The sequence below is a fragment of the Actinosynnema sp. genome, from assembly GCF_052038725.1.
Genome location: NZ_JBQGCX010000548.1, coordinates 1 through 4399, shown reverse-complemented (window position 1 = coordinate 4399; position 4399 = coordinate 1). Strand labels below are relative to the sequence as shown.

Annotated in this window: 5 protein-coding genes; 2 read left to right on the top strand and 3 right to left on the bottom strand. The window is 75.8% G+C overall.

Going from position 1 to position 4399, the window contains the following annotated elements; genetic code table 11:
* On the top strand, positions 1-1154 hold a 1154-nt coding region (locus ACTUAL_RS11070; protein WP_440900188.1), incomplete at its 5' end, for a glycosyltransferase 87 family protein.
* Between the two features lie 3 nt (positions 1155-1157).
* On the opposite strand, the gene ACTUAL_RS11065 is transcribed toward ACTUAL_RS11070, so the two are convergent.
* Together ACTUAL_RS11065 and ACTUAL_RS11060 are read right to left on the bottom strand one after the other, a co-directional pair.
* The gene (locus tag ACTUAL_RS11065; RefSeq protein ID WP_440900187.1) at positions 1158-1871 is read right to left on the bottom strand and encodes an SDR family NAD(P)-dependent oxidoreductase; all 714 of its coding nucleotides are present in this window, start codon (positions 1869-1871) and stop codon (positions 1158-1160) included.
* Entirely contained in the window at positions 1868-2908 is a 1041-nt protein-coding gene (locus ACTUAL_RS11060; protein ID WP_096494058.1) for an aldo/keto reductase, read from the bottom strand. Before ACTUAL_RS11060 ends, ACTUAL_RS11065 begins: the two co-directional genes overlap by 4 nt.
* 119 nt (positions 2909-3027) lie before the next feature.
* Between ACTUAL_RS11060 and ACTUAL_RS11055 the strand changes: the two genes are divergently transcribed.
* Positions 3028-3861, top strand: a complete 834-nt coding sequence (locus ACTUAL_RS11055; RefSeq protein WP_440900186.1) for a helix-turn-helix transcriptional regulator — start codon at positions 3028-3030, stop codon at positions 3859-3861.
* 40 nt (positions 3862-3901) lie between these two features.
* Here the strand turns inward: ACTUAL_RS11055 and ACTUAL_RS11050 are convergent.
* Positions 3902-4399, bottom strand: a 498-nt coding sequence (locus ACTUAL_RS11050) for a sensor histidine kinase (protein ID WP_440900185.1), incomplete at its 5' end; no start/stop codon positions are given.

The window sequence follows — 4399 nt, the reverse complement described above, 5'->3', positions numbered from 1 at the left end:
CGGGCCCGCGCGGCGGGGGGCGCGCGCCGGACGCCGTGGCCCGCAAGGGGAGCACCGCCGGGCGGGTGGGGGCGGGGTGCGCGACGGCCGCGGTCGTCGTCTTCCTCTGGCGCGGGGTGAGCGCCTCGCTGCTGGACCTGCGGGTCTACCTGACCGGCGGGCGGGTCTGGCTGGCGGGCGGCGAGCTGTACGGGGCCTCGTTCCCCGGCCCGAACGGGCTGCCGTTCACCTACCCGCCGTTCGCCGCCGCGCTGTTCGCGCCGCTGGAGCTGCTGCCGTGGCCGCTGGTCGTGGGGCTGTGGACCGCCGCCGGGGTGCTGCTGCTGGGGTGGGTGTGCGTGCTCGCGGCGGGGGAGCGGGAGGGCGGGCTGTGGCTGGCGTCCGCGTGCCTGCTGCTGGAACCGGTGCGCGGGACCCTGGAGCTGGGGCAGGTCAACCTGCTGCTGCTGGCCCTGGTGGCGGCGGACTGCCTGCTGCCGCGCCCGCCGTGGCCGCGCGGGCTGCTGCTCGGGATCGCCGCGTCGGTCAAGCTCACGCCCGCGATCTTCGTGCTGTTCCTGCTCTCCCGCAGGGACTTCCGGGCCGCGGTGACGGCGGGGGCGGCCTTCGCCGGGTGCGCGGTGCTGGGGTGGTTCCTCGCGCCGCGCGACTCGGTGGTGTTCTGGACCTCCGCCGTCGTCGACCCGGACCGCGTCGGCGGGCTGCCCTACGCGGGCAACCAGTCGGTCAAGGGCGTGCTGGTGCGCCTCGGGCTCGACGGGCCGCTGTGGTTCGCGGCGTGCGCGGTGGTGCTGGCGCTGCTGGTCGTCGTGCTGCGAGGGGTGCGCGACGACCTCACCGCCGTGGTGGCCACGGCCGCCGCCGGGGTGCTGGTGTCGCCGGTGTCCTGGTCGCACCACTGGGTGTGGGCCGCGCCCGCGCTGCTCCTGCTGCGCGGGCGGGCCCGTGTCGCGGTCGGGGCGGTGCTGCTGGTGGGACCGCACTGGTTGCTGCCCAGGACCGGGGACGTCGAGCTGGACTGGGCGTGGTGGCAGCACCTCGTGGGCGACGCCTACGCGGTGCTGGGACTGGCTTTCCTGGTGGTGCTGGCGTGGCGGGAGCTGCGGCGCGCGGCCCACGCGCCGGTCGGGGCGGCCGTCCCGACCGGCGGGTGAGCGCTACCCGAGCGCCGGGATCCGGCCGTCGGGGCGGTCGCGCTCGGTGTGCGAGCGCCACAGCGCTTCCGCGACCTCGGCCGGGTCCAGCTCCGGGAAGTCCACGTCCGGGGTGATCGCCCCGGACCGCAGCGCGGCGTGCACGGCGCTCCCGGTGATCATGCCGCCGATCTGGAGCGTCGCCACGTGCACGCCGTGCCGCGCCACCTCCGCGAACAGGCTCTGCGCGTAGTTGCGGGTCGCGGCCATCGCCGGACCGATGCCGCTCAGGCGCGGGGCCGGGTGGGTCGCCGAGACGCTCTGGGCGATCAGGACGCTGCCGCCGCCGCGCTCGCGCAGCTCCCACAGCACGGCCCGCACCACCGCCACCGGGGTCAGGTAGTACAGGTCCACCAGCCTGCCCGCCACCTGCGGCGTCAGCTCGGCGGCGGGGGTGAAGCCGGACAGGTCGAGCGGCGCGCACACCACCACGTCGATCCGGCCGAACCGGGCCCGGACCCGCTCGACCAGGTCCGGGACCTCGGCGGGGTGGGACAGGTCGGCGGTGAACGGCTCGGCCTCCACGCCCTCCCCGGCGAGCTCGCCCGCCAGCGCGGCCAGGCGGCCGTGGTCGCGCGCCACCAGGGCCACCCGGTGGCCCTCGCGGCCGAAGCGCCTGGCCAGCGCGGGGCCGAGGCCGGTGCCCACGCCCAGCAGGACGGCGGTCGGGGTGCTCACCGCGCCAGCTTCAGGTCGCCGCGCACGACGGCGCGGATGTGGTCGCTCGCCAGCAGGTCGTGCGGGTAGCCCAGCTCGATCCGGCTCACCTCGTCCAGGCGGGCCAGGTGGTCCGCCGTCAGCTCCACCTCCAGCGCCCCCAGGTTGTCCGCAAGCTGCGCCGGGGTCCGCGCGCCCAGCACCGGGGCGACCACGGCGGGGTTGGCCAACGTCCAGGCCAGCGCCACCTGCGCCGCGGTGCGCCCGAGTTCCCCCGCCACCCGCGTCACCTCCTCGGCGATCGCCAGGTTCCGCCCGGTCACCAGCCCCAGCGCGGTGTTGAACCCCTCCCGCGCGCTGTCCGCCGCACCCCCGGCGCGCCCGTACTTGCCGGTCAGCAGCCCGCCCGCCAGCGGGGAGTACGGGGTCACGCCGAGGCCCGCCGCCCGCGCCATCGGGATCAGGTCGCGCTCGGCCGCCCGGTTGGCCAGGTTGTACTCGACCTGCAGCGCCACCAGCGGCGACCAGCCGCGCAGGTCGGCGATCGCCTGCATCCGGGACACCTCCCACGCGGGCGCGTTGGACATCGCCACGTGCAGCACCTTCCCGCGCCGCACCAGGTCGTCCATGGCGCGCAGGATCTCCTCCACCGGGGTGGTGAAGTCCCACACGTGCAGGTGCAGCAGGTCGAGGTGGTCGGTGCCCAGCCGGGTCAGGCTGCTCTCCACCGACGAGACCATGCTCTTGCGGTGGCTGCCCGCCGAGTTCGGGTCGCCCGGCCTGCGCAGCGTCGTGTACTTCGTCGACAGCACGAGGGTTTCCCTGCTGCCGCGGGTGAACTCGCCCAGCCAGCGCTCGGACGTGCCGTCGGTGTAGGTGTTCGCGGTGTCGATGAAGTTGCCGCCGCGCTCGACGTAGGCGTCGAACAGCTGCCGCGCCTCGGCCTTGTCCGCGCCCCAGCCGTGCTCGGTGCCGAACGTGGCCGTGCCCAGCGCGAGCGGGGAGACCCGCAGGCCGGAGCGGCCCAGCAGGCGGTAGGTGTCCAGGGTCAGTGGCATGTACGTCTCCGGTTGTCGTGTTCCTCGTGCCGGGGACGAGTCTGTTCGCGGCGGTCCGGCGCGGTAAGGGAGAGCGCTTCCTGGGAACAGCCTTCCCACCCTCCGCCGTTGAGCCGGTCATGACGACCCCCGCTGTGGACCGGAACCGCGAGCTGGCCGCCTTCCTGCGCAGCCGCCGGGAGCGCCTGGACCCCGGCGACCTCGGGCTGCCCGCGCGCGAGCGGGCCCGGCGCACCCCGGGGCTGCGCCGGGAGGCGGTCGCCGAGCTGGCCGGGGTGAGCGTGGACTACGTGGTGCGGCTGGAGCAGGCGCGCGGGCTGCGTCCCTCGGTGGAGGTGGTGGAGGCGCTGGCCCGCGCGCTGCGGCTCGCCCCCGACGAGCGCACCTACCTGTTCGACCTGGCGCGGCGGCGGCCACCGGGGCGCGGCGGGCTGACCACCGAGGCGGTCGCGCCGCTGGCCCGGCTGGTGGCCGACCTGTCGCCGCTGCCCGCGATGCTGCTCAACCACCGGTTCGACATCCTGGCCTGGAACCCGGAGCTGGCCGCGCTGCTGGTGGACGTCGACACCCTGCCGCCCGCCCGGCGCAACTCCATGTGGCTGTGCCTGATGCACCCGGACGTGCGCGAGTTCTACCTGGACCGCGAGCGGGTCGTGCGGGAGGGCGTGGCGCACATGCGGGCGGCGTGGGCCGCGCACCCGGACGACGTGGCGCTGACCGCGCTCATCGGCGAGTTCACCGAGGGCAACCCGGAGTTCGCCAGGGTGTGGGCCGAGCGGGACGTCATGGCGACCGGCCGGGGCAGCAAGGCGTTGCGGCACCCCGAGGTGGGGGTGCTGTCGGTGCAGTACGAGACGCTGAAACCCTTGCAGGACCCCGATCAGCTGCTGGTGATCATGCGTGCCGCCGACCCCGGCAGCCAGGCGGCGTTCGACCGGTTGCGGGCGCGGTGATCCCGCCCCCGCACCGGGTTCGGGGTCGTGCGGCTGTTCTTCAGGCGTCCGCTGCCCACGCGTCCGCCACCGGCAGCGAGATCACCATGGTCAGCCCGCCGCCCGGCGTGTCCTCGGCGCTGATCGCGCCGCCCATCGCGTCCACGAAGCCCTTGGCCACGCTGAGCCCCAGCCCCACGCCCGGCGTGCTGTCCCGGTCGCCGAGCCGCTGGAACGGGGTGAACACCGCCCGCGCGGACTTCTCCGGCACGCGGCTGCCGTGGTCCACCACGCGCAGCTCCACCCGGTCGTCGTGCGCGCTGGCCCGCACCACCACCTCCGGCTCGTGCTCGGTGATCACCCCGTCGCCGTCCACGTCCACCACCCGCCGGGGCGCCATCCGGCCGTGCCGCAGCGCGTTGTCCACCACGTTGGCCACCACCCGCTCCAGCAGCCCGCCGTCCGCCAGCACCGGCGGCAGGTCCTCGGGCACCTCCACCGACACCGCCGCCCGCTCGTCCAGCCCGGACAGCGCCCGCGCGACCACCTCGTCGATCGT